The organism is Pseudohaliea rubra DSM 19751, assembly GCF_000764025.1.
In the GTDB taxonomy this organism is placed as follows: Bacteria; Pseudomonadota; Gammaproteobacteria; order Pseudomonadales; family Halieaceae; genus Pseudohaliea; species Pseudohaliea rubra.
Window position 1 is genome coordinate 59,846 of sequence record NZ_KN234749.1, and the last position, 21,729, is coordinate 81,574.

At 65.6% G+C, this 21,729-nt stretch carries 16 protein-coding genes and 1 tRNA gene; 13 read left to right on the forward strand and 4 right to left on the reverse strand.

The genetic code is table 11. The features are described 5' to 3' along the window. Window positions 1-39 precede the first annotated feature (39 nt). On the forward strand, window positions 40-1,215 hold the full coding sequence (locus HRUBRA_RS03360) for an acyl-CoA dehydrogenase family protein (RefSeq protein WP_035514557.1): 1,176 nt from the start codon (window positions 40-42) through the stop codon (window positions 1,213-1,215). 30 nt (window positions 1,216-1,245) lie between these two features. On the opposite strand, the gene HRUBRA_RS03365 is transcribed toward HRUBRA_RS03360, so the two are convergent. Further along, a complete protein-coding gene (locus HRUBRA_RS03365) occupies window positions 1,246-2,433 on the reverse strand; it encodes a sensor domain-containing phosphodiesterase (protein WP_052094332.1) in 1,188 nt (395 codons plus the stop codon). Between the two features lie 199 nt (window positions 2,434-2,632). On the opposite strand from HRUBRA_RS03365, the gene HRUBRA_RS03370 reads away from it, so the two are divergent. Continuing rightward, window positions 2,633-5,941 (forward strand): efflux RND transporter permease subunit, encoded by a 3,309-nt coding sequence (locus HRUBRA_RS03370; RefSeq protein WP_035514559.1) that lies wholly within the window; start codon window positions 2,633-2,635, stop codon window positions 5,939-5,941. Continuing rightward, a complete protein-coding gene (locus HRUBRA_RS03375; protein WP_035514560.1) occupies window positions 5,938-6,996 on the forward strand; it encodes an efflux RND transporter periplasmic adaptor subunit in 1,059 nt (352 codons plus the stop codon). The genes HRUBRA_RS03370 and HRUBRA_RS03375 overlap by 4 nt, the downstream gene beginning before the upstream one ends. Window positions 6,997-7,006: 10 nt before the next feature. Here the strand turns inward: HRUBRA_RS03375 and gcvP are convergent, their stop codons facing one another. Beyond that, window positions 7,007-9,895: an aminomethyl-transferring glycine dehydrogenase gene (gcvP, locus tag HRUBRA_RS03380; protein WP_035514562.1), complete on the reverse strand. Its 2,889-nt coding sequence runs from the start codon at window positions 9,893-9,895 to the stop codon at window positions 7,007-7,009. A 218-nt stretch (window positions 9,896-10,113) separates the two neighbouring features. On the opposite strand from gcvP, the gene HRUBRA_RS03385 reads away from it, so the two are divergent. Continuing rightward, window positions 10,114-12,240 (forward strand): TonB-dependent receptor family protein, encoded by a 2,127-nt coding sequence (locus HRUBRA_RS03385; RefSeq protein ID WP_035514564.1) that lies wholly within the window; start codon window positions 10,114-10,116, stop codon window positions 12,238-12,240. 105 nt (window positions 12,241-12,345) lie between these two features. Beyond that, on the forward strand, window positions 12,346-12,927 hold the full coding sequence (locus tag HRUBRA_RS03390; protein WP_268870530.1) for a midcut-by-XrtH protein: 582 nt from the start codon (window positions 12,346-12,348) through the stop codon (window positions 12,925-12,927). On the opposite strand, the gene HRUBRA_RS03395 is transcribed toward HRUBRA_RS03390, so the two are convergent. Next, the gene (locus HRUBRA_RS03395; protein ID WP_035514568.1) at window positions 12,920-14,143 is read right to left on the reverse strand and encodes a hypothetical protein; all 1,224 of its coding nucleotides are present in this window, start codon (window positions 14,141-14,143) and stop codon (window positions 12,920-12,922) included. The genes HRUBRA_RS03390 and HRUBRA_RS03395 overlap by 8 nt on opposite strands. Continuing rightward, window positions 14,137-14,649, reverse strand: coding sequence for a transcription elongation factor GreB (gene greB, locus HRUBRA_RS03400; RefSeq protein WP_035514570.1), 513 nt, complete (start codon window positions 14,647-14,649; stop codon window positions 14,137-14,139). The genes HRUBRA_RS03395 and greB overlap by 7 nt, the downstream gene beginning before the upstream one ends. Before the next feature lie 103 nt (window positions 14,650-14,752). Between greB and HRUBRA_RS03405 the strand changes: the two genes are divergently transcribed. The 8 genes from HRUBRA_RS03405 to HRUBRA_RS03440 all read left to right on the forward strand — a co-directional run bounded on the left by HRUBRA_RS03405 (window position 14,753) and on the right by HRUBRA_RS03440 (window position 21,622). Further along, window positions 14,753-15,586, forward strand: coding sequence for a M23 family metallopeptidase (locus HRUBRA_RS03405; RefSeq protein ID WP_052094333.1), 834 nt, complete (start codon window positions 14,753-14,755; stop codon window positions 15,584-15,586). A 55-nt stretch (window positions 15,587-15,641) separates the two neighbouring features. Then, on the forward strand, window positions 15,642-15,833 hold the full coding sequence (locus HRUBRA_RS03410; protein ID WP_035514626.1) for a Trm112 family protein: 192 nt from the start codon (window positions 15,642-15,644) through the stop codon (window positions 15,831-15,833). Continuing rightward, the gene (locus HRUBRA_RS03415; RefSeq protein WP_035514572.1) at window positions 15,830-16,177 is read left to right on the forward strand and encodes a histidine triad nucleotide-binding protein; all 348 of its coding nucleotides are present in this window, start codon (window positions 15,830-15,832) and stop codon (window positions 16,175-16,177) included. The genes HRUBRA_RS03410 and HRUBRA_RS03415 overlap by 4 nt, the downstream gene beginning before the upstream one ends. Before the next feature lie 29 nt (window positions 16,178-16,206). Next, window positions 16,207-18,813, forward strand: coding sequence for an alanine--tRNA ligase (gene alaS / locus HRUBRA_RS03420; protein WP_035514574.1), 2,607 nt, complete (start codon window positions 16,207-16,209; stop codon window positions 18,811-18,813). Further along, window positions 18,810-20,051 carry an aspartate kinase gene (locus HRUBRA_RS03425; RefSeq protein WP_035514575.1) on the forward strand — a complete coding sequence of 414 codons (1,242 nt, stop codon included), beginning with the start codon at window positions 18,810-18,812 and terminating at the stop codon, window positions 20,049-20,051. Before alaS ends, HRUBRA_RS03425 begins: the two co-directional genes overlap by 4 nt. Window positions 20,052-20,164: 113 nt before the next feature. Beyond that, window positions 20,165-20,356: a carbon storage regulator CsrA gene (gene csrA / locus HRUBRA_RS03430; protein WP_035514577.1), complete on the forward strand. Its 192-nt coding sequence runs from the start codon at window positions 20,165-20,167 to the stop codon at window positions 20,354-20,356. Window positions 20,357-20,429: 73 nt separating this feature from the next. Next, window positions 20,430-20,522, forward strand: a tRNA-Ser gene (locus HRUBRA_RS03435). Window positions 20,523-21,025: 503 nt separating this feature from the next. Beyond that, entirely contained in the window at window positions 21,026-21,622 is a 597-nt protein-coding gene (locus HRUBRA_RS03440) for a hypothetical protein (RefSeq protein WP_035514579.1), read from the forward strand. Window positions 21,623-21,729 lie beyond the last annotated feature (107 nt).

Genomic DNA, 21,729 nt, shown 5'->3' on the forward strand with positions numbered 1-21,729 from the left:
GCTGCGAAGCGCCTTGGAAAGGCTTGAAAGGAGAGAGCAATGACTGCAGCAGAGCGGCCGCCACGGCAGATTGATCCTGAGGAAGAGCGCGCCCTGATCGACGGCATCGAGCGCTGGGTCGAGCGGGAGGTGGCTCCGGTCGCCATGAAGTACGATCACGCCGACGAGTGGCCCGCCGATCTCGTTGAGCAGATGAAGGAGATGGGCCTCTTCGGTGCCACTATCAGCCCGGAATACGGCGGCCTGGGACTCCCTGCCCGCACCTACGCCGAGCTGGTGACGCGCATTTCCTCTTACTGGATGGCGATCACCGGGATCTTCAACTCCCACCTTATGATGGCTGCGGCAGTGGAGCGCTTCGGTACCGACGAACAGAAGGCGCACTGGCTGCCCCGCTTTGCCACCGGCGAGGTGCGCGGTGGCCTGGCCCTGACCGAGCCCAATGCGGGGACGGACCTGCAGGCCATTCGCTCCACGGCTGTGCGGGACGGCGATGATTACGTTATCAACGGGACCAAGACCTGGATTACCAATGGCATCCAGGGCAGCTGTGTGGCGCTGCTCGTCAAAACGGATCCGGCGGCCGAGCCGCGCTACCGGGGCATGAGCCTGTTCATCGCGCCCAAGGGCGAGGGCTTCACGGTCGGCAAGAAGCTGAAGAAGCTTGGCTACAATGCGATCGACAGCGCAGAGCTGATCTTCGAGGACTACCGGCTGCCGGCGGCGAACCTTATCGGTGGTGAGGAAGGCAAGGGTTTCTTCCAGGCCACCGGCGGCCTGGAACTCGGGCGTATCAATGTCGCCGCCCGGGGCGTGGGCCTGGCTGAAGGTTCGTTACGCCTCGCGACGGCCTATGCGCAGACCCGCGAAACCATGGGCAAGCCGATCTGCGAGCACCAGGCGATCCAGCTCAAGCTGGGAGAAATGGCAACCCGTGCCCGGGCGGCCAGGCTGCTGACCCTCGACGCGGCGGATGCCTATGACCGCGGTCACCGCTGCGACATGGAGGCCGGCATGGCGAAGTATTTTGCCTCGGAGGCCGCCGTGCGCAATTCCGAGGAGGCTATGCGTGTGCACGGCGGTTACGCCTACTCAAAGGAATACGAGATCGAACGCTTCTACCGGGACTCGCTGCTCATGTGCATTGGCGAAGGGACCAACGAGATGCAGCGCATCATCATCGCCAAGCAGTGGGTGAAGCAGCACCCCGTCTAGAGCACTGCACATCTTCAGGCGCCGGGGCCGCTACAGGGGCCCCGGCCGCCCGAAAAGATAGCCTTGCATCAAGTCGATGCCGAGCCCGGCCAGGGCCGCCCGCTCTGACTCCTCCTCGACGCCCTCGGCAATAATGCAACTGCCGGTTTCGTTGGCGAAGGTGATCAGGGCCGCGGCCAGGGCGCGGAGGTTGTAGTCTGCGTCGACCCGGCGGGTCAGGGACCGGTCCAGTTTGATGTAGTCCGGCTGCAGCTTCAGAATGTGCCGGAAGCTTGCGTAGCCGGCGCCGGCATCGTCCACGGCAACGCGCATGCCTCGCTCGCGGAGTGGCGCCAGGGCCTCGGCGATTGCGCTGTACTCCTGGATGCTGCTGTGCTCCGTGACCTCCAGCACCAGCCGTTCCAGCGGTGCGTCTGCCAGCGCCGCTTCAACGCTGCCATCGAGGACACAGAGCGGAGAACTGTTGAGGGACAGGTAGGCGTCGTCCGGCAGATCTCCAAGCCGGGCGAGGGCGGCGCGGAGGGTACAGTCTTCCAGAGCTTCCGCGAGGCCTACGGTGGCCGCTTCGGCGAACACGATATCGGGGGCGTGCCCCAGCGACGCGGGGAAGCGTGTCAGCGCCTCAAAGCCGGCTATGCGGCCTGCGCGCAGGTCATGAATTGGCTGAAAGACGGTGCGGAAGTTGCCTGTATCGATAACGGTCTGCAGCGTCTGCCGGTGAGCCTTCCGGTCCAGGTTGTCCGCCTCCCGGCGTTCGAGAAATTGCCCGAGGAAATCTGCGAACAAACGCATGGTATTCAGATCGCGCTTGTTCAAGGTTGGGTCGGCGCGGCGGCTAAAGCAGCAGAAGGTGCCGAACACCCGCCCTTCCGCGGGAAAGCGTATCGGCACGCTGATGTGAGCGCCGACTGGCAGCGCAGTGGTTGCCTCGAGAGAGCGGGCTTCGGCATTGGCATTGGCGTCAGGGATCAGTTCCGGCAGGCGGCCGTCGACCACCCGCTGGCAGAAACTTTCCTGCAGCGGACCTGAGTCGCCCGCCTCAATGGGCGTAAAACCCGGAGCGCAATCGACGGCGCGAAAGAACCGCTGGTCGTCGATGAACTCACCCACGAAAGCAACCTCCATATTGAGGATGCGGCGTATGGTGCTGAGCGCATCCTCCAGGATGACGCTCGTGGGAATGGCTCGCGGGAAGTCGTCGGGTAGCGGGAGGTTCATGCGTCGCCGGAGTCTGCTTTCAGGCGCACCACCTTGCGCGATGACGCCTGCCAAGTTGCCAGTCTCTGATTCTAACGGACTGTTCCGGTGGTACAACCTGCGGAGGTTGTCTGCGTCCCGCTGCGTAAGTCCCGGACGCTGACGACAGCGTCGAGCGGCTGCTAGACTCTACTTCTACTTTTCGAGCTCGGGGCTATGCATGGCGGGGTGGTTCACCGGGGTAATGGCGCGGGTGCTGGACGGAGGTCTGCCACGCTTTATCTTCCTTGGGGCCATCGTTGCGGGCGTGCTCGCCCTCGAGTTCACCCCCCGGGAGGAAGAGCCGCAGATCGTCGTGCCAATGATCGACGTGCTGGTGGAGGCGCCGGGGCTCAGCGCCGCCCAGACTGAGCGGCAGGTCACCATCCCCCTCGAGAAGCTGCTCAACCAGCTCCCCGGCGTCGAGCACCTCTATGCCAGCTCCGGCGAGGGAGAGGCGGTGGTCACGCTGCGCTTTCACGTGGGCGAGGACCGCGAGAAAGCCATCCTCAATACCTATAACAAGCTCTACGCCAATGAGGATCAGCTACCGCCGGTGGTGAGCAACTGGCAGCTGAAGCCCGTGGAAGTGGACGATGTACCGATCCTCGTCGTCGGCCTGTGGAGCGATGACCCGCAGCGCTACAGCGACTACGAGCTGCGCCGGGTGGCGGAGGAGTTCACGACGGCGCTGCAGGCCATCCCCGACACCAGCGAGGTGAAGGTCGTCGGCGGCCGGCCGCGGACGGCACAGGTGCTGCTGGAGCCGGAGGCGCTGGCGGCGCGTCGGACCACCGGCGCCGATGTAGTCGACGCCCTGGCGGTCTCCAGTGTGCTGATCCGCGCCGGCACCTGGACGGTCGGCGATCGGGCGATCCGCCTGGAGGGCGGCGATGTACTGCGCGAGCCCACGGAGCTCGACCAGCTGGTGGTCAACATGATCGACGGCGCACCGGTGACGCTCGGCGAGGTGGCGCGGATCGTGGATGGTCCCGCGGAACCGGAGAGCTACAGCTGGCTGATGCCGGCGCAGCACGCCGGGGACGGTTATCCGCTGGTGGTGCTGTCCGTTGCCAAGCAGCGTGGCGCCAACGCGGTTGCCGTGGCTGAGGAGACGCTGGCGGTACTCGAGCAGGTGCGTGGCGAGATCCTGCCGCCGGCGCTCAAGCTCACGGTGCTGCGCAATTACGGCGAGACCGCCGACGCCAAGGTCAATGATCTCGTTGTTTCCCTTGCCTTTGCCATTTTCACCGTAGTGGTTTTTATCGGCGTCTTTCTCGGCTGGCGTCCGGCGCTCGTCGTCGGCCTCGCCGTCCCCGTGTGCTACGGCATCACCCTCGCTCTGGACTATGCTCTCGGCTACACCATCAACCGGGTAACGCTGTTCGCGCTGATCCTATCCCTGGGCCTGCTCGTCGACGATCCGATCACCGGCGTCGACAATATCGCGCGCTTTCTCGCCCGCGGCGGTCGTCCGGCGGACCGGATCATCGCCGCCATGGCCGAGATCCGAACGCCGCTGATCATGTCGACGGTCACGATCATCCTCGCTTTCCTGCCCCTGGCCTTCATCACCGGCATGATGGGGCCGTACATGGCGCCCATGGCCTTCAACGTACCGGTGAGCGTGATCAGCAGCACGCTGGTGGCCTTCCTGGTCACGCCCTGGGTGGCGAGCCGCCTGCTCCGTCCCGGTGAGGGGGCCCTGGCCGAGGGCGCCGAGGGCAGCGATCTCTATCGCCGTGCCGTTGCCCCCTTCCTGGTTAACCGGCGCCGTGCCCGGAGCATGCTCCTGGTGGTTGCGGTGCTGTTCTTCATCGCGGCGCTGCTGCCGGCCCTGCGCCTGGTGCCGCTGAAGCTCCTGCCCTTCGACAACAAGAACGAAGTGCAGGTGCTTATCGACATGCCGGAGGGCACGAGCCTCGAGCGCACCGCGGCGCTTACCCGCACCCTGGCGCAGGCGGTGGCGAGGGTGCCGGAGGTGGCTGACATTGCCGCTTTTGTCGGCGAGCCCTCGCCCATGGATTTCAACGGCATGGTGCGGCGCTATTACCAGCGCCATGGACCGCACCTGGGCGAGCTGCGCCTGGTGCTTGTGGACAAGCTGGACCGGGAGCATCAGTCCCACGCCGTGGTCCTCCGACTGCGGGAGTTGCTGGCGCCCTATAGCCGTGACGGCGCTGTCGTGCGGGTCGTGGAAGTGCCCCCGGGCCCGCCGGTGCTGAGCACCCTGGTCGCCGAGATCTACGCCGAGCCGCTCGTGCCCTACAGCGCGCAGGAGGCCGCTGCGGAGGCGCTCATGGCCCGCCTCGAGCGCGAGCCCCATGTGGTCGAGGTGGACTCGAGCTTCGAAGCCCCCTGGCCCCGGCTGCGCTTTGTTACCGACAAGCAGAAGGCCGCCCTTTCCGGTGTGGCTACCGCTGACGTGGCCGACATCCTGGTGATGGCCAACGCAGGGCTCGTTGCCGGTTACCTGCAGCAGCCCGATGAGTTGCGCCCGCTTCCCGTGGAACTGCGCCTCCCCGTGGCGCAGCGCGCCTCGCGCGCGGACCTTGAGCGGCTGACGGTGCGCGGCCGGCCGGGAGTGGCGAAGACCAGCACGGCGCAGGGGCTGGACCTTGCACCCCAGCCCCTGGTTCCCCTCGGTGAACTCGGCAGCTTTGAGGAGGGCAGCGCGGATTCGACGCTCCACCGCAAGGACCTGAAACGCGTGGTCTACGTCACGGCGGAGCTTAACGGCCGTACGCCGGCGGAGGTGGTCGCCGATGTTGCCGCCGACTTCCGCGAGGACCCGGCCGAGGCCGCCGGCCCCGATGATGCCCGCCATGACCGCTGGGCATCGCGGACCTACTTCAACAGCGGTGCCGGTGACACCTGGACGCTGCCCGCTGGCACCTCGGCGAGCTGGACCGGCGAGGGGGAACTCAGCATCACCCTCGATGTGTTCCGCGACATGGGCCTGGGCTACCTGTTTGCACTGCTGGCGATCTTCATGGTGCTGCGGCTGCAAACCCGCTCCACGGCCCTGTCGCTGATCATCATGGCGGCGATACCCCTCACGATTATTGGCATCATGCCCGGCTTCTGGGCCATGAACGGCTTCGGCGAGCGCGTGGTCGCCGGCGCCCCGGACCCGGTGCTGTTCACGGCCACGGCGATGATCGGCATGATCGCGCTGGCGGGCATCGTGGTGCGCAACTCGCTGATTCTGGTCGAGTTTGTGACCGACGCCCGGCAGGGCGGCGCGAGCGTGCGCGAGGCGGTGCTCAGTGCCGGGGCCGTGCGTATGCGGCCGGTGCTGCTCACGGCAGGCACAACCATGCTCGGCAATCTGGTCATCACTCTCGATCCTGTCTTCAATGGTCTGGCGCTTGCGATCATTTTCGGCATCGTGGCCTCGACGCTGTTTTCGCTGCTGGTGGTGCCGGTGGTCTACTGGCTTGTGTTTGAACCGCCGGCCCCTGCGCCGGAGGAAGGAGAACCGTCATGACAAGCGTGCTGCGCAAGCTGCTTCTTCCCCTCGGGGCATTGCTCGGGCTGCTACTGCTCATCTACTGGCTTGCCGGTGGCTTCCGCGCGCAGGTGGAGCCGGGGCTCGAGGAGGCAGTGCCCGCCTCGGCCGCCAACGCCGTGCCGGTGCAGGCTCTGCGGGAACCTGCTTTCGAGGCGGTGCCGGCCTCGGTGGAAGCGCGGGAGACCACCGTCGTGGCATCGCGGTTACTGGCGCGGATCACGGCCCTTGCCGTGCGCTCAGGGGATTACGTAGAGGCCGGCGACCTGCTTGTCAGCCTCGAGCAGGCCGATCTCGAGGCCCGCGCAAGGCAGGCGCAGGAAACGGTACGCAGCGTCTCCGCGCGCCTCAAGGAAACGCGGCAGAACCTCGCCCGTGCCGAGGAACTGCACGAGCGAAACCTCATCGCCGATGCGGATCTCGATGCGGCGCGGGCCAACGCCTCGAGCCTGCAGGCGCAGCTGGCCGGGGCGCGCCAGGCCGTGGAGGAGGCGGAGGCGGCGCTGAGTTACTCGCGCATCACTTCGCCGATCGCCGGGCGCATCGTCGACCGTTTTGCCGAACCCGGCGACACGGTGCAGCCCGGGCAGAAGATTCTCTCCCTTTACAATCCCTTCTCGCTGCGGGTGGAGGCCCGGGTGCGCGAAGGGCTCGCTCTGGCCCTGGTTCCAGGGAGGGAGCTTGCGGTGACGGTGCCCGCCATGGAGCACGCCTTCACCGCGCAGGTTGAGGAGCTTGTGCCGGCCGCGGACCCGGGCTCCCGCACCTTCGAGGTCAAGGCCAGCCTGGCGGCTCAGAACGGGCTCCTCCCGGGGATGTATGCACGGCTCCTGGTGCCCGCGGGCGAGCGGGAGGTGCTGCTGCTGCCGGCGGACCGGGTCCGTGAGGTGGGCCAGCTCGACGTACTCTGGATTGCCGGAGAGGGCGGGCCGGAGCGGCGCTTCGTGCGTCTCGGCCCGCCGCGTGATGACGGGCAGGTGGAGGTGCTCGCCGGCGTTGCCGCCGGAGAACTGGTGCTGCCCCCGCCGCGTTAGCCGGGTGGCGCTAGGCGGGTTCGGGCGCCTCGGCGCGGTAGCTGTCGATGGCCGGACAGGCGCAAAAGAGATTGCGGTCGCCGTAGACGTTGTCCACGCGCCCGACCGGCGCCCAGTATTTATCGTTGCGCAGGCTGTCCACCGGGTAGGCGGCCTGGCTTCGGGGGTAGGGGTGCGGCCACTGCTCTGCTGTCACCTCCGCCAGCGTGTGCGGCGCCTTGACCAGCGGGTTGTCGTTCGCCGGCAGCCGGCCTTCCTCAACGGCGCGGATCTCCTCGCGGATTGTGATCATCGCATCGCAGAAGCGATCCACCTCGGCGAGGGATTCGGACTCCGTCGGCTCCACCATCAGCGTGCCCGCCACCGGGAAGGACATGGTCGGCGCATGGAAGCCGTAGTCGATGAGCCGCTTGGCCACGTCCTCCTCGCCGATGCCGCTCGCCTCCTTGAGGGGGCGCAGGTCGATGATGCACTCGTGCGCTACGCGTCCGTTGCGCCCGGTGTAGAGGATCGGGAAATGCGGCGCCAGTCGGTGGGCGATGTAGTTCGCCGACAGGATGGCCACCTCGCTGGCCCGGGTGAGGCCCCGGGCGCCCATGAGCGCGATGTAGGTCCAGGAGATCGGCAGGATCGAGGCGCTGCCGTAGGGCGTAGCGGACACCACGTCGTTGTCGTTTGCGAGCCCGGGCACCGGCATTACCGGGTGGGAGGGCAGGAAAGGCTCGAGGTGCGCGCCGACCCCGATCGGCCCCATACCCGGGCCGCCGCCGCCGTGCGGGATGCAGAACGTCTTGTGCAGATTCAGGTGCGAGACGTCGGCGCCGAACTCGCCGGGCGCAGCGATGCCGATGAGGGCGTTCAGATTGGCGCCGTCTACATAGACCTGGCCGCCATGGGCGTGGATCAGCTCGCAGAGTTCGACGATCGATTCCTCGAACACGCCGTGGGTCGACGGGTAAGTGACCATGATCGCAGCCAGCTTCTCGCTGTGTGCCTCTACCTTGGCCTTGAGATCGCCCATGGCCACATTGCCCTCGCCGTCGCAATCGACGATAACGATGCGCATCCCGGCCAGGGCAGCGCTCGCGGGGTTGGTGCCGTGGGCCGATGCCGGAATGAGACAGATATCCCGGTGCCCCGCGCCGCGGGCCTGGTGGTAGCGGCGGATAGCGAGCAGGCCTGCATACTCGCCCTGGGAGCCGGCGTTCGGCTGCAGGGAGATCGCATCGTAGCCGGTGCATTCCCGGAGCATGTGTGACAGCTCGTCGAGGAGCTGGCGGTAGCCTGCGGTCTGGGAGGCCGGCGCGAAGGGATGAATGCGCGCGAATTCCGGCCAGGTCACTGGCAGCATTTCGCTGGTGGCATTCAGCTTCATGGTACAGCTGCCAAGGGGAATCATGGCCCGGTTCAGGGCGATATCCCTGCCTTCGAGCCGGTGCAGGTAGCGGAGCATTTCCGTTTCGGACTGGAAGCTGTTGAACAGCGGGTGCAGCAGGTAGTCGACGGGGCGCGCAAGGGCTGCGGGCAGGCCGCTGGCTACCGCCGGATCGTCAGCGAGCGTCTCCCGGTCGCCGAAGACGGCGAGGAGGTCGGCCACATCCGCCAGAGTCGTGGTCTCATCCAGAGCGATGCCGAGACGGTCATCACCGACGGGGCGGAGGTTCATGCCGGCGCTCTCTGCAGCGGCCAGCAGTTCTGCCTGCTGCTGACCGACGTGCACGGTGACCGTATCGAACCAGTGCGCGTTAGCCAGGGTGAAGCCCGCGGCCTGCAGCCGCGCGGCGACGAGGTTGGTGAGCCGATGGACCCGCTCGGCGATGCGGCGCAGGCCGTACGGCCCGTGGTACATGGCGTAGAAGGCGGCCATGATGGCGAGCAGCGCCTGCGCCGTGCAGATGTTGCTCGTCGCCTTCTCCCGGCGGATGTGCTGCTCCCGCGTCTGCATGGCCATGCGCAGGGCCTGCTGGCCGTACCGGTCCACCGAGACGCCGATGATGCGCCCGGGTGTGGAGCGCTTGTAGCTGTCGCGGGTGGCAAAGAACGCGGCGTGCGGGCCACCAAAGCCCATGGGAATGCCAAAACGCTGACTGCTGCCGACCACCACGTCGGCGCCGGCCTTGCCCGGGGGGCTGAGCATGAGCAGGGCGAGCAGGTCTGCGGCGACGCAGACCAGGGTCCCGCAGCTGTGGGCGGCCTCGATCACCGGTGCCAGGTCGCGCACCTCGCCATGGGTTCCCGGGTACTGCAGGAGCAGGCCGAACGCGTCGCCGCTGGCGAGCGGGTCTTCGGCCTCGGTCACAACGATCTCGATGTCGAGGGGCTCGGCGCGGGTGCGCAGCACCGCCAGCGTCTGCGGGTGGCAGTCCGCAGCGACCAGGAAGCGATTGCTGCGATTCTTCTTGTTGACGCGCTGCAGCAGGGTCATGGCCTCGGCGGCAGCGGTAGCCTCGTCGAGGAGGGAAGCGTTCGCCAGATCCATGCCCGTGAGGTCCATCACCAGCTGCTGGTAGGCGAGGAGTGCTTCCAGACGGCCCTGGGAGATTTCCGGCTGATAGGGTGTATAGGCGGTGTACCAGCCCGGGTTCTCCAGCACGTTGCGCTGGATCACCGCCGGCGTGTGGGTGTCGTGGTACCCCATGCCCAGATAGGAGCGCAGCACGCGGTTGCGGCCGGCCAGCTCGCGCAGCCGGGCGAGCACCGCTTCTTCCGTGTCCGGCTCCGCGAGCGCCATGGGTTCCCGGCGGCGGATGCTGCCGGGCACCGTGGCGTCGATGAGCGCCGCCAGGCTGTCGTAGCCGATGGCCCGGGCCATCTCGGCCTGCTCTGCTTCCGTGGGCCCGATGTGCCGGCGGAGGAAGGCGTCGCGGTCTTCGAGGATGGCCAGAGGCGTGTCGTTCATGGAGGCTCCCGGGGTCGGCGAGGGGGGGACCGGCAGGCCCCGAAAAAGGGCGGAATGGTAGCAGCAGCCCCCGTAGCCGACAACGCGGGCTGCTTCGGCCCCGGGGCAAAACCCACAGAAAATATAGTAATTGCGAATCGTTATCAGTAGTATATGTGTTAACCGAGCTGTACGCCGTTCCGGCGATAAAAACAGACGACTACTGAGGGAATTCAATCGTGAAGCGATCCAAGCTGGCCACTGCCCTTGCTGCCGCGCTCGCACTGCAAGGCAGTGCGGGGCTGCGCGCCTTTGAGCTCGAGGAGGTCACCATCGTGGGGTCCCGGGAGGTGGTGCGCGAGCTGCCTGGGACCGGCAATCTTGTCGACAACGAGCAAGTGCGCATCGAGTTTGCCAACGATATCAACCAGCTCCTCAAGACCGTGCCGGGGCTCTACATCCGCGAGGAAGACGGCTACGGGCTGCGACCGAACATCGGTATTCGCGGCGCCACCTCAGAGCGGGCGTCCAAGGTGACGCTTATGGAGGATGGTGTGATGATCGCCCCGGCGCCTTACTCCAACCCAGCGGCCTATTACTTCCCCACAGCCTTGCGCATGCACAGCATCGAGGTGATCAAGGGCGCACCGCTGCTGCGTTATGGTCCGCAAACCACCGGTGGCGTGATCAACATGGTTACCACCCCCATTCCCGAGGAGCTCGGCGGCAACGTCAACCTGCGCTACGGCCAGAACAATGAGGCGGACCTGCTGGCCAACGTCGGTGATCGCAGCGGCGCCTTCGGCTTCCTCCTGGAGACCGCGCAGCGGCGCAGCGACGGGTTCAAGGAGATCGACGGCGGAGGTCGCGACGCCGGTTACGAGATTCAGGACTACCTGGCCAAGGTGGGCTGGGAAGGCGAGCGGCAGAGCCTCCTGCTCAAGGCGCAGTACTCCGAAGAGCTCTCCGACGAGACCTACCTCGGGCTCACCGATGCGAACTTCGCCGCCGATGAGAACCGTCGCTACGGCATCTCCGCCATCGACGAGATGGACAACGAGCACACCGGCCTGAGCGCCACCTACCGTCTCGCCATCGCCGAGGGCCTGGACCTGACGGCTATTGCCTACCGCAACGAGTTCAAGCGCAACTGGTTCAAGCTGGGTGGAGGTGGCGGCCTTGTAAACGCCGCCAATAGCGGTGACGCCGCGGCACAGGGCATCCTCGACGGGACTGTGGACGCCACAGGCCTGCCCTACAAGAACAATGCCCGGGAATACATCTCCGAAGGCATCGACCTCAATCTGGACATTGTCGTGGGTGCGCATGAGCTGGCCCTCGGCGGCCGCGTTCACGACGACGACATGCAGCGCTACCAGCCGGTGGACCTCTACGATCAGATCAACGGCGAGCTGGTCTACCGCAGCACGGTCCTCCCGACCGGCGGTGATAACCGCTATGAGAAAGCGGAGGCGCTGACTCTCTGGGCCGTAGATCGCTGGCAGGTCTCCGAGGCCTTCACGGTGAACCTGGCCCTGCGCTACGAGAATGTCGAATCCCGTCGGGAACAGTTCGCCGACCCGGAGCGGGTCGAGCCGCCGAGCGTGCGCAGCAATGAAACGGACGAATGGCTGCCGGGTGCATCTTTCACTTACGATATCGGCACTCACTGGCAGGTGCTGGCTGGGGTACACCGCGGTTTCTCACCCCTGGGCGGTGGCGCCGTAGCCAGCGAAGAGCCGGAAACCAGCGTTAATTACGAGGCCGGTTTCCGCTATAGCGGCGGCGTCTTCATTGAAGCCGTGGCTTTTTACAGTGACTTTGAGAACAAGAGCGAGAACTGCTCTAACGCGGATCCGTGCAGCAATGGCGCCACCGCCGGCTCCTTTGTGACCGGTGAGGCGGAGATCTCCGGTCTCGAATTTCAGCTTGGTGGTAACTTCGACCTCGCGGGCCTGACGGTGCCCGTGGATGTGATGTACACCTATACGCAAGCGAAGAGCACTGGTGACAACACCGCCAGCGGGGTGCTCGATGGGGACCGCCTCGCTTCGATCCCGGAAAACGTCTTCAGCCTCCGCGCGGGCCTGGAATCACCCGTGGGCTGGGACAACTACGCGGTGATCAAGTACATCGACGAGATGTGCGTGGATATCGGCTGCAACCGCGCTGCGAACGCCTTCGCCACCACCGAGGACCTGTGGGTTGTCGACGTCATCAGCCGCTATGCGCTCAGTGATGACGCGGTCGTGTTCCTCAAGATGGAGAACCTTCTCGACGATCAGGCCATCGTCTCTCGGCAGCCGGACGGCGCCCGCCCCAACAAGCCGCGCACGGCGTCTATTGGGGTGCAGTGGGCTTTCTGAGAACTCGATAGCTTGCATGGGGTTGAAGGACTTGCTTTCATGGCGGCTCAAGCATGGTGTCGTGTACATAGCAAGACAGCCCTTACCTTGGCAGGAGTGATTGGAATGACAAGAGTTTTCCCGAAGGTCCCCTGCGGCAGCGTAACTGCGATTATGACTCTGGCAGTCCCCTCGGCGTTTGCCGGAGCACCTGGGGGTGGCGCCATCGTGACCTACGCACCCGGCGCAAGCGCGGTTCCCGCGCTGGTGGCCCTTGCGGGCCTCCTCGCGCTTGTTGCCTACCGCCTTCGCGGCGAGGGTGCGCTCCGGGGGAACCGCTTTCTCGGCTTTGCGCTGGTTGTTGCCGTTGTAGCGACGGGTGCCAGCGGGGCGAAGCTGGTACACGCTGTGAATTTCGGCGATGCGCCCCGTGTGGCACTGAAAAGTGCGTCCGGCGGCACGGTGAATGTCGGTTCCGGCACCAGCTGTGTTTATAACCCGAACCAGGGTGAGCTGGCGATCACGGCGATCACGCCGAGTGGCGGTGCCGTTATTGACAGCCTTGGAAGCAGCAAGGACGGTACCTGTCCGGAGACCGTCATTGATAACGGCGGCGCGAACGCTGGCGAGGCGCCAGTATGCAGTGCGTCTCCTTCGACCGTGCTGGGGCCCCAGAAAGCCTGTTCGGTGACGACGCTGCTCATTTAGGTAGAGCCGGGTTGAGCGGCGGTGGAGTCACGCCGAACACGAGGTCATCACAGCTGAACTGCCAGTAGTGGCGGGTTCGTAGCACCAGCCGATCGATGTCACGATAGTCCGCGGCGAGCCAGCTAGGGCCCAGGAAGCTCAGGGTCAGCTCGTCGCGATAGACCGGCTCTCCCCCTCGCCAGCCCTCTACTTCAAGTATCTCTCCTTCCGCCTGAGGCCATGCCACGGCGAAGTAGCCCCCCTCGAAATCGAAGCGTTCTCCCGGCGCAAGCCCGGTAATGGTCACGGGGTAACCGGAGCTGTTATAGCCCACGGTGCGTCCGCTGGTTAGGACATTGACGTAGCCCGGGCCCCGATAGTGCTGGTTGTCGATGGCCAGCAGGTAATCCCACCCGAGGCCTGCGTAGCCCATGGGCAGCTTCTCGATGATCGCCCGGTCGAGGACCTCGAAGTCGACCCACCGCGGCTCGCGTCCGGTGGTGCCCGGTTCCCGCGCGCCGGCAGCAAGCTGCACCGGTGCGTCCTTGACGGTGAAGCGGCGCAAAGCCTGCTTTGCATCCGCTCGCCGGATCGTCCAGGCGCCGGGCGAGAGCGTGAGTTCGAAGCGGCCGCTGGCGTCCGTCGTGGCTTTCACAGCCGTGCCATCGCTTGCGCTTGCCACGAGCGGCGTGTCCGGCAGGGCTGGGAATGAACCGGTTGCGGTCAACTCGGGTGCTAGGCCTACTACCGCCGGTGGGGTATCGGTCACCATGCCGGCTGGCGTACCGCCCAGGGGCCGGAAGCTCGCCTGCTGCTCGCCGTTGGTCGTGGTGATGGTCCAGCCGGGCGGTACCTGCACGGTCCAGCGGTAGGAAGCTCCGGGCTCAGTGATATCTTCACCGGTTCCCCCCGCCTGCACCGTGAAATTCGTGTAGCCGTTGATATTGCTGCGCCGCGTGCGGTAGCTGCCGTCGGGCCGTTCCAGGGCGACGGCGACGCTGGCCATGGGCAGGTCCCCGCTATCAAGGATGCCGTCGCGGTTCCGATCGCGAAAAATGAAGACAGACACCTTTCCTGTGGCCGGCGCTGAGTCCGGCCAGTCGCGCTGCGGATACCAGTCGACGCTTTCGGGCTCGACCGGCACTGAGGCCGGTGGGGGCTGCTCCCCGGAAAAGCTGACCCAGAGCAATGCGGCGGAGGCGGCCAGCAGAGCCAGGGCGAAGAGATTTCTCAGCATGGCGCGTGCTCGCCGTAAGAGATGGCAGTGACACAGTAGCGCCTGTGGCCTCCCGGCGCTTCCACGACCACCTCGTCATCGACCCGGCGGCCGAGGAGGGCGCGGGCCATCGGGGCGTCGATGGAGATCTCGCAGCGGGCGAGGTCGAACTCGTCGGGGCCGACAATGCGCCAAATGCGCTCCTCACCATCCTCGTCCTCGAGGCCCACCCATGCGCCGAAGTAGATTTTCTCGGGGTCTGCCGGCGGCTGGTCGACGACGGTGACTTCCTCAAGGCGCTTGTTCAGGAAGCGCACCCGACTGTCGATCTCCCGGAGCCGGCGCTTGCCGTAGATGTAGTCGCCATTCTCCGAGCGGTCGCCGTTCTTCGCGGCCTCGTGCACCGCCAGGGTCACCTGGGGCCGCTCGTCCTTCCACAGGCGCGCAAGCTCCGCACGCAGGGCGGCCTCGCCGGCGGGCGTGATCAGCGGGGTGCCGCGGCGGCGTGGCGGTCGATAGCGGGCCATGGACGCCCATGCTAGCAGTTGCCGGGGCGGCGGGGGAGCCGGGGCTGGACGGCGGCGCGGCGCATTGCTAGAAAGATGGCTGATCACACGGAAGAAACAAGCCATGGACCGGACCCTGTGCAGCGCATTGCTCGCGGCTTTCCTGCTGGCCGCGCCGGGTGCGGCCGACGCCGGCTGCGACGACCTCGGCGGCGAGGCTGTGCAGGGCGGCCTGCTCTGGGGCCGGGTGCCTCCGGGGAGCAGGGTCACCCTGGACGGCGATGCGCTGCCGGTACTGCCCGATGGTTGGTTCCTCGCCGGTTTCGGCCGCGATGCCGCGGCGACGGCGTCGCTCGTGGTCAGCGGTCCCGCGCCCTGCGAGAGGATGCTGTCGGTCTCCACGCGGGACTATCGCATCCAGCGGGTGGAGGGCGTGCCCCAGCGCACCGTGACGCCGCCGCCCGGGCAGCTGGAGCGGATCCGGCGCGAGCGCGAGCTGGTGGTTGCGGCCAAGGCCCGGCGGCTCGAGGAGCCTGAGTGGCTGAAGCAGGTGGTCGGTGCCTTTCGCTGGCCGGCCACCGGCCCTATCTCCGGGGTGTATGGCAGTCAGCGCGTCTACAACGGTACCCCCGGCAACCCCCATTACGGTGTGGACGTGGCGGCCCCGACCGGGACGCCGGTGCATGCCCCGGCCGATGGCCTCGTGACCCTGGCCGAGCCGGACCTGTTCTACTCCGGCGGCACAATTATCCTGGATCATGGCTATGGCCTGTCCTCGTCCTTTCTCCACCTCAGCGAGGTCGGCGTCGCCGTGGGCGACCGGATCCCGCAGGGCGGGGTGATCGGGGCCGTGGGGGCCAGCGGTCGGGCCACGGGCCCGCACCTGGACTGGCGCATGAGTTTTCTGGGCCGGCGCGTCGACCCGCAACGCCTGGTCCCGCCCATGCCCAAGCCCTGAAAAAGTCCGTATAATGCGCAGCTTCAGTCAGCGTTTGCCGGAGGCCTGGATAACTGTGCTCGACAAGAAGCTGCTCAGCATTCTCGTCTGCCCCGTGAGCAAGGCGCCGCTGACCTACGATGAGGAAAACGAGGAGCTGGTGTGCCGCGCCAGCGGTCTCGCCTACCCGGTGCGTGACGGCATCCCTGTCATGCTGGAGAGCGAGGCCCGTCTGCTCACCGCTGATGAGAAACTGGGCCAGCCATGAGCGACACGATCTTCGGCAAGATTGTTGCCGGCGAGGTTCCCGCGGAGTTCATCTACGAAGACGAGCACTGCGTGGCCATCCACGACATCAGTCCGCAGGCGCCGGTGCACGTGCTGGTCATCCCGCGCAAGGCGATCCCGAAGCTCGCCGATGCTGCGGAAGAGGACGGTGAGCTCCTCGGCCAGTTGATGCTTGCCGCGGGCAGGGTTGCGCGCCAGCTCGGTGTGGACGATGCCTTCCGCCTCATCGTCAACAATGGAGAGGGTGCCGGGCAGACCGTTTTCCATCTCCACCTGCACATCATCGCGGGGCGCAGCTTTGCCGAGGGCCGGATGGTCGGCTGAGCGCGCTGCCGCCTGCACCGAGAGCACCTATGAAAACCGGAGAGATTCGCGAGGCCTTCCTGGCCTTTTTCGAAGAGCACGGGCACACCCGTGTGCCCAGCAGTTCGCTGGTGCCTGCCAACGACCCGACGCTGCTGTTCACCAACGCCGGGATGAACCAGTTCAAGGACACCTTCCTCGGTTCAGACCCGCGCCCCTATAGCCGGGCAACGTCCAGCCAGCGCTGCGTGCGCGCCGGTGGCAAGCACAATGACCTTGAGAACGTCGGCTACACCGCGCGGCACCACACTTTTTTCGAGATGCTGGGCAACTTCAGCTTCGGTGACTACTTCAAGCGCGAGGCCATCCAGTTTGCCTGGACCTTCCTGACCGAGAGCCTCGGTCTGCCGCCGGAGCGGCTCTGGGTGACGGTGCACATTTCCGATGACGAGGCGGCGAAGATCTGGACCGACGAGATCGGTTTCCCCGCCGAGCGCCTGTCCCGTCTCGATGAGGACAACTTCTGGCAGATGGGCGATACGGGGCCTTGCGGTCCCTGCTCGGAGGTCTTCTACGATCACGGGCCCGAGGTTCCCGGCGGCCCGCCCGGCAGCGAAGACGACGACCTGGACCGCTACATCGAGATCTGGAACCTGGTGTTCATGCAGTACAACCGGGATGCCTCGGGGGAGATGACGCCGCTGCCCAAGCCCTCCGTGGATACGGGCATGGGCCTCGAGCGCATCGCTGCCGTGCTCCAGGGCGTGCACAGCAACTACGAGATCGATCTTTTTCAGGCGCTTATCGACGCCGCTGCGGAACTCATCGGCGTGGAGGATCGCGCCGCCTCCTCGCTGCGCGTTATCGCCGACCACATCCGCTCCTGCGCTTTTCTGGTTGTCGACGGCGTGCTGCCCGGCAACGAGGGCCGGGGCTATGTGCTGCGGCGCATCCTGCGCCGGGCCATCCGCCACGGCAACAAGCTGGGGGCCACGGCGCCTTTCTTCCACCGCTTGGTCGCGCCGCTGGTGCTGCAGATGGGTGAGGCGTACCCGGAGCTGGCGAACAAGCAGTCAGCCATCGAGCGTGCGCTCCTGGCCGAGGAAGAGCAGTTTGCCAAGACCCTGGATCACGGCATGGTCATTCTTGAGGACGCTCTGGCCGATCTTGAAGCTACAGAGATCCCCGGGGAGGTCGTGTTCAAGCTTTACGACACCTACGGTTTCCCCACGGACCTTACCAACGACATCGCCCGGGAGCGCGGCCTTTCCCTGGACCTCGACGGCTATGAGCGGGCCATGGCGGCGCAGCGCGAGCGCTCGAAAGAGGGCGGCAGCTTCAAGGTTGACTACAACGCCACCCTCAAACTCGAGGGCGAGACGACTTTTACGGGGTACGTGAGCCTCACCGGCGAGGGCCGCGTGCGCTTGCTGCTGCGTGAGGGTGAGAGCGTGAGCGCCCTCGGCACCGACGAGAGCGGCGTGCTGGTGCTTGATGCAACCCCTTTCTACGCCGAGTCCGGCGGTCAGGTGGGCGATACGGGCTATCTGGCGGGGGAGGGTGTGCGCCTGGAGGTGACCGATACGACCAAGGCCGGGAGCCATCACCTGCATCACGTGCGGGTCCTTGAGGGCGAGGTGCGCGAGGGCAGCGACCTCGTCGCCACGGTCGACCGGGCCGTGCGCCAGCGCACGCGTCTTAATCACTCTGCCACCCACCTCCTGCACGCGGCCCTGCGCCAGGTGCTGGGCGATCACGTCACCCAGAAGGGCTCGCTGGTGGACTCGGAGCGGCTGCGTTTCGATTTCTCTCACGGTCAGCCGGTGACGGCGTCGGAACTGGCGACGATCAGTGCCCTGGTCAATGGTCAGGTTCGCGCGAACACGCCAGTGCTGACCCGCCACATGACCATGGACGATGCGATGGCCGCCGGCGCCATGGCCCTCTTCGGCGAAAAGTACGGCGATGAGGTGCGCGTCCTCAGCATGGGCGCCGATGACTTCTCCGTGGAGCTGTGCGGCGGTACCCACGTGGACCGCACCGGCGATATCGGTCTGTTCCGCATCGTCGGCGAGGGGGGCGTCGCGGCCGGGGTGCGCCGCCTCGAGGCCGTGACCGGCGAGGGGGCCCTGGCCGCCGTGGCGGCCGTCGATGCCACCGTCGCCGAGGCCTGCGATGTGCTCAAGGCCACGCCCGCGAACCTTGCCGAGCGCGCCGCCGCCGTGCGCGCGGAGGCCCGGGAGCTTGAGAGGACCGTCAGCCGGCTGAAGCAGAAGCTGGCCAGCGCTGCCGGCGGTGATCTCACCAGCAATGCCGTCGAGGTCGACGGCGTCAAGGTCCTCGCTGCCAGCGTCGATGGCGCCGACGCGCAGTCGCTGCGCGACACCCTGGACCAGTGCAAAAACAAACTCGGTTCTGCAGTGATCCTGCTCGCGGCCGTGAATGACGGCAAGATCGCCCTTGCCGCAGGCGTGACCCCGGACCTCACGGCACGGGTAAAGGCCGGCGACCTGATGCGTGAATTCGCTGGCCGTCTCGGTGGCAAGGGCGGCGGACGCCCGGACATGGCCCAGGGCGGCGGCAGCGACATCGATGCCCTCGATGCCACTCTAAAGGATGTGCCGGTCTGGGTCGGGGAGCGCGTCGCGACGTCATGAGCCTGATCGTCCAGAAGTTTGGCGGGACCTCCGTCGGCACGATTGAGCGCATCGGACAGGTCGCCGACAAGGTCGCCCGCTTCCGCGCCGAGGGCCACGACGTGGTGGTCGTGGTCTCCGCCATGAGCGGCGAGACCAACCGCCTCCTCGGGCTCGCCCACGAGATCCTGGACGAGCCGGTCCCCCGGGAGCTTGATGCGCTATTGGCCACCGGCGAGCAGGTCACCACCGCCCTTCTCGCCATGGCGCTGCACAAGCGCGGCCTGTCGGCCCGCTCCTACGCCGGTCATCAGGTGCGCATCCTCACGGACGATGCCCATACGAAGGCCCGCATCCGCGAAATCGATGACGCGCGCCTGCACGCGGACCTCGCCGCGGGCCGCGTGGTCGTTGTCGCCGGTTTCCAGGGCGTGGACGAACAGGGCAATATCACCACTCTGGGCCGTGGCGGTTCAGACACGACAGCCGTGGCGCTCGCGGCGGCCCTGAAAGCCGATGAGTGCCAGATCTATACCGATGTCGATGGCGTGTACACCACGGACCCGCGGGTCGTGGACGGCGCCCGGCGCCTGGACCGCATCACCTTTGAGGAAATGCTGGAAATGGCCAGTATGGGCTCCAAGGTACTGCAGATCCGCGCCGTGGAGTTCGCCGGCAAGTACCAGGTGCCCCTGCGCGTGCTGCACAGCTTCCAGGACGGCCCGGGCACACTGATTACCCTTGAGGAGGAACACCAGATGGAGACGCCCACCATTGCGGGCATCGCCTTCAATCGCGACGAGGCCAAGCTGACGATCCTCGGTGTGCCCGACATGCCGGGAGTGGCGCACCGCATCCTCGGGCCCATTGGCGATGCCAACATTGAGGTGGATGTCATCGTCCAGAATGTAGCGGACGATAACACCACAGATTTTACTTTCACCGTCGGCCGCGGCGATCTCGCGCGCGCCGAGGCTATTCTTAAGGAGATCGCCGACGAACTGGGGGCCCGGGAAGTGCGCAGTGACAGCCGCATCGCCAAGGTCTCGGTGGTTGGCGTTGGTATGCGTTCCCACGCCGGTGTGGCAAGCCAGATGTTCGCGGCGCTGGCCGGGGTGGGCATCAATATCCAGATGATCACCACCTCGGAGATCAAGATCTCCGTGATCATCGAGGAGAAGTTTCTCGAGCTCGCCGTGCGTGCGCTGCATTCCTCTTTCGGCCTGGATGGAGAGCCTCGCGAGGAGGGCGCTGCCTGAGCGTCGGGGGATTGCCCCTTGGCCTTTCCCCCTAAACCAGCTAAAACGTACAAGGAAGACGAGCGACGCGGCGCCTGCCGCGCGGTGTTCAGGGACGACACGAGGCGAAAGCCATGCTCATACTGACACGCAAGGTCAACGAGTCGCTGATTGTCGGCGACGACATCACCATCACGGTGCTCGGCGTCAAGGGTAACCAGGTACGCCTCGGGGTTAATGCGCCGCGGGACGTTGCGGTACACCGGGAGGAAATCTACCAGCGCATCAGCGATGAGCCGCCGGCAGAGCAGGAGGGTGAAAGCTGAGCTTCACTTTGCGTTTTTACGCGGGCGGGTGCTATCATCGCGCCCCCGCGGAGGGGTAAAACCCCGCGTCTGCGGAGAGGTGGCCGAGTGGCTGAAGGCGCTCCCCTGCTAAGGGAGTATGGGGTTTATAGCTCCATCGAGGGTTCGAATCCCTCTCTCTCCGCCATTTCAAGAAGTTTTCGCTGTAAATTCAATAACTTACGAAACGGCAGGCGCCGCAGTGTGCCGCTTGTGAACCACTTTTTTACAGGTGCCCGGCTAGGTCCCGCCGCGGGTCAGCATGGCCAGGGTTGTGGATAGTCCAGCGCGCCGCCGGACTCTCGCCCCTGCCAGATAGGCACCAGCGCCACCCGGCGAGACTATTGATAAACAACACCCTCCCTCCCGGCAGCCGGTCATACATAGCCAGGACTGGCGCAGCCCGCCACTCGTTGCGCCGGGCGGCGTGCTAGAACCTAGTAGGGGGCATCATTTGCGAAAACCCTATAACCTATTGATATTCATAAGGTTACGCTTAAAAAACTCAGAATGAAGTAGCGAGAAAGCCCGTCCATATTCCGCTTGGCAGGCTCGAAAATCTCAGTCGAGCGCGTCAGATGGTGCGCATCTTCATTTAAAGCTAACCTTGAGCATGTGCCCTCACGGACACGCTAGAGGTGGCTGCACGATATGCAATTCATTAAATTTACCGTCCTTGTCCTGGGGCTTGCGCTGTTAGCCGGGTGCGCTACGTCTACTTCAGGCCACAAGAATCCCGACTACATGAATTTCTTGGCCGACAAGTTAGCTGTCGTCATTGTGACCTCGGACCAAGAGAGAGGTATGACTATCGAGCAAGAGGTGCTCCAGGAGTTGCGGGCGCGCGGTATCAAAGCCAAGGGGTTCACTGAATATGTCCCCTTCAACAATGTCCAGCAGATATCAGGTAAGGTAATTTCGGCAGGCTACCAATATGCACTTGTGGCGGGCACTCAAAGCAGTCTGAGCGCTGTATTTAGTGGCACCAGTCGTACGGTCGGGGCCATACAGCCAACTCTTGGCGGCGCTCGATACTCTGCCGTGACCACGGCTGACCGCACCTATGTTAGCGACACCGATGTTTTCGCTTACATCCTAACAGCAGACGCACAAACAACCGTTTGGCAAGGCGAGGGCTCGCGTAGAAGTCGCGGTCCCGTAGCAGTCTTTGACCGAGACCCAGATTCAGATGTGCTTGACCGCCTCATTGCGGAGATGGAATCTGACGGCGTAATTCCAGTAAAGTAGGTTGGAATTTCGCTACTGGCTTCACTGTCGGCTACGCAAGAATCCTCTAGCGGTGGCCACCGCGGCCAGTGTTTCCTCCCGGGTGTAGCCCGCCCGGTAGACTTGTC

Excerpts from the sequence above, each read along its gene's own strand:
- alaS (WP_035514574.1), top strand. The coding sequence starts at position 16,207 with ATGAAAACCGGAGAGATTCGCGAGGCCTTCCTGGCCTTTTTCGAAGAG.
- HRUBRA_RS03360 (WP_035514557.1), top strand. The coding sequence starts at position 40 with ATGACTGCAGCAGAGCGGCCGCCACGGCAGATTGATCCTGAGGAAGAG.
- HRUBRA_RS03365 (WP_052094332.1), bottom strand. The coding sequence starts at position 2,433 with ATGAACCTCCCGCTACCCGACGACTTCCCGCGAGCCATTCCCACGAGC.
- HRUBRA_RS03390 (WP_268870530.1), top strand. The coding sequence starts at position 12,346 with ATGACAAGAGTTTTCCCGAAGGTCCCCTGCGGCAGCGTAACTGCGATT.
- HRUBRA_RS03395 (WP_035514568.1), bottom strand. The coding sequence starts at position 14,143 with ATGCTGAGAAATCTCTTCGCCCTGGCTCTGCTGGCCGCCTCCGCCGCA.
- gcvP (WP_035514562.1), bottom strand. The coding sequence starts at position 9,895 with ATGAACGACACGCCTCTGGCCATCCTCGAAGACCGCGACGCCTTCCTC.
- greB (WP_035514570.1), bottom strand. The coding sequence starts at position 14,649 with ATGGCCCGCTATCGACCGCCACGCCGCCGCGGCACCCCGCTGATCACG.
- HRUBRA_RS03425 (WP_035514575.1), top strand. The coding sequence starts at position 18,810 with ATGAGCCTGATCGTCCAGAAGTTTGGCGGGACCTCCGTCGGCACGATT.
- HRUBRA_RS03440 (WP_035514579.1), top strand. The coding sequence starts at position 21,026 with ATGCAATTCATTAAATTTACCGTCCTTGTCCTGGGGCTTGCGCTGTTA.
- HRUBRA_RS03405 (WP_052094333.1), top strand. The coding sequence starts at position 14,753 with ATGGACCGGACCCTGTGCAGCGCATTGCTCGCGGCTTTCCTGCTGGCC.
- HRUBRA_RS03370 (WP_035514559.1), top strand. The coding sequence starts at position 2,633 with ATGGCGGGGTGGTTCACCGGGGTAATGGCGCGGGTGCTGGACGGAGGT.
- csrA (WP_035514577.1), top strand. The coding sequence starts at position 20,165 with ATGCTCATACTGACACGCAAGGTCAACGAGTCGCTGATTGTCGGCGAC.
- HRUBRA_RS03415 (WP_035514572.1), top strand. The coding sequence starts at position 15,830 with ATGAGCGACACGATCTTCGGCAAGATTGTTGCCGGCGAGGTTCCCGCG.
- HRUBRA_RS03375 (WP_035514560.1), top strand. The coding sequence starts at position 5,938 with ATGACAAGCGTGCTGCGCAAGCTGCTTCTTCCCCTCGGGGCATTGCTC.